2 protein-coding genes are annotated in these 1608 nt (G+C 63.5%); both read left to right on the top strand.

Annotated features, from left to right (window positions below):
• Positions 1 to 172 precede the first annotated feature (172 nt).
• Positions 173 to 1087 (top strand): helix-turn-helix domain-containing protein, encoded by a 915-nt coding sequence (locus N415_RS03660; protein ID WP_204366808.1) that lies wholly within the window; start codon positions 173 to 175, stop codon positions 1085 to 1087.
• 33 nt (positions 1088 to 1120) lie between these two features.
• Positions 1121 to 1294 carry a hypothetical protein gene (locus tag N415_RS31835; protein ID WP_161630270.1) on the top strand — a complete coding sequence of 58 codons (174 nt, stop codon included), beginning with the start codon at positions 1121 to 1123 and terminating at the stop codon, positions 1292 to 1294.
• The last annotated feature ends 314 nt before the right edge of the window (positions 1295 to 1608 follow it).

The following is a 1608-nucleotide window of genomic DNA, read 5'->3' as shown; positions in this document are numbered from 1 at the left end:
GACCCACCGTCACCAGCCGATCTTAGCTTCTTCCATTTGACTTCTTAAACCGATCAGTTCAGAATAATCTGAACTGATCGGTTCAGATTTTCCGTGTAGGTAAAGCATGTCTCATATCACCATCGACACCCGCCGAATGCCGTTCCGTGACCGCGCTGAAGCGTTGACTCAAGTGACGCGCGAAACGATAGTTCCCGTCGACATCGCGTTCACCGAGGGAGCGCCGGTCACGGCCGCGGGCACGATTTACGAGTTGGGGGATTTGCAGAAGTTCTCCGTTCACTCCAACGCCTTGGGGGTCGAGCGGACACCGATGCAGGCCCGGGATGACACGCGCCCGTGCGTGTTCCTGGCGATGCAGCCGTCGGGCACTACCGTTTTGGTTCAGCATGGCCGTGAGGCGTTGTTGCGTCCGGGTCAGCTGGTGTTGTGGGACACCACCGCTCCATACACCCTGTCCGATCCCGACGGGATCCGCCATCACTACTTTCGGCTGCCGATCGATCGGCTTGGTCTGCCGCACAACATGATTAGTCAGTTGTGTGCGGTCACGCTGAGTCCCCAGCATCCGGTCTGCGATGTGACGGCCGCCTATCTGCAGCGCTTGGGGACGCGGTGTGACATCTTTGAGCGCACTGATGCCGAGTCGGTGGTGCAGGCCAGCATCGACCTGGTGCGCGCCCTGTTGACCACGCACATCGACGCCACCGAACTCGGTCGTGAGGCGATGCATGCAACACTGCAGTTGCGGATCATCGAGTACCTGCGCGCCCACTTGCATGAGCCGAATCTCTGTGCGGCGCAGGTGGCATCGGAACATCACATCTCGGTGCGCCAGCTCTACAAGGTGCTTGCGGAGGCGCAGATCGGCCTCGGTGATTGGATCCGCACCGAACGGCTGGAGGCGTGCCGGCGCGACCTGGCCGAGCCCGTTGCACAGACCGCATCGATCGCCGCGATCGCACGGCGGTGGGGCTTTGCCGACCCATCGAGCTTTGCCCGGATGTTCCGTACCGCGTACGGGATGTCGCCCCGCGAGTGGCGCGACCTGTGTGCGGGCACTGAGGGCGGCAGGACTCGCGCCTAGCCGCACCCGCGGTTTCCTCGGCGGTCACTGCGTGTGACCGTCGTCGGCGAAAGCCGCTGCGGCGTCGACGCCGACGACCGTCAGCAGGCGCGCCACCTTGCGGTCGAGGACATTATCGAGGCGGTCGGTTCACCGGAGGCTATCGGAGACCAACTGCTGCACGCGTTGTTCACAGAGAGCGCTACTGGTCGCGCAGCCGGAGGTTAATTCCTCGGCCGAATCTTCGCTCGCTCCGAAGGCCGCGACGAGGGGACGGACTGGGCAAATCGCACCGCGAAAGACCTCACCGGCCACCCCACCCATACCGTCGCCGACTACGTCCGCGTACGCCACGGAGTCCAACCACCAAGCCCCTGAGGTGTGTATTCGGCGACGGTGTCAGCTCAAGGGTTGCCGGCCGTATCGCGTAAGGGGTCCTTCACCAAGCGCGGACGTCGGCGGCGATGGTCTCGGCGGTCTTGGCGGCGGCTATCGGATCGAAGCGGGCGGTGATCATGAGACCCATTTGGGCGGCGGTGAGC

It is taken from the genome of Mycobacterium sp. UM_CSW (assembly GCF_000455205.1).
GTDB lineage: Bacteria > Actinomycetota > Actinomycetes > Mycobacteriales > Mycobacteriaceae > Mycobacterium.
This window is presented reverse-complemented; position numbering and strand designations above follow the sequence as displayed.